Origin of the sequence: Exiguobacterium sp. s40 (genome assembly GCF_018617905.1) — a bacterium.
GTDB lineage: Bacteria > Bacillota > Bacilli > Exiguobacteriales > Exiguobacteriaceae > Exiguobacterium > Exiguobacterium mexicanum_A.
The window spans coordinates 1-381 of sequence record NZ_JACSLC010000037.1 but is presented as its reverse complement, the minus strand read 5'-3'; the positions used below and the strand labels follow the sequence as shown (position 1 = coordinate 381).

Below are 381 nucleotides of genomic sequence, written 5' to 3'. Positions count from 1 at the left end.
TCTAGCGTCTAAGACACACGGTCCTCACGGACCATATGTGAAATTAATTGGTTTGATGTCTTGATGAATCTTCAGTTTTCAAGGAACAAAGTGGAGCCTAGCGGGATCGAACCGCTGACCTCCTGCGTGCAAGGCAGGCGCTCTCCCAGCTGAGCTAAGGCCCCATATAGGAATTCTCAAAAAAATGGTGGGCCTAAGTGGACTCGAACCACCGACCTCACGCTTATCAGGCGTGCGCTCTAACCAGCTGAGCTATAGGCCCTCATATTTTGATTGTCGAGAGATTTGGTCTCTCAAAACTGAACGATGGGCAATGCCACATGGGCATTTTCCTTAGAAAGGAGGTGATCCAGCCGCACCTTCCGATACGGCTACCTTGTT

The 381-nt window shown here is 49.9% G+C and carries 2 tRNA genes; both read right to left on the bottom strand.

Annotated elements, in window-relative coordinates:
* Positions 1–91: 91 nt before the first annotated feature.
* A tRNA-Ala gene (locus tag KNP02_RS14755) sits at positions 92–164 on the bottom strand.
* A 21-nt stretch (positions 165–185) separates the two neighbouring features.
* Positions 186–262, bottom strand: a tRNA-Ile gene (locus tag KNP02_RS14750).
* Positions 263–381: the final 119 nt, after the last annotated feature.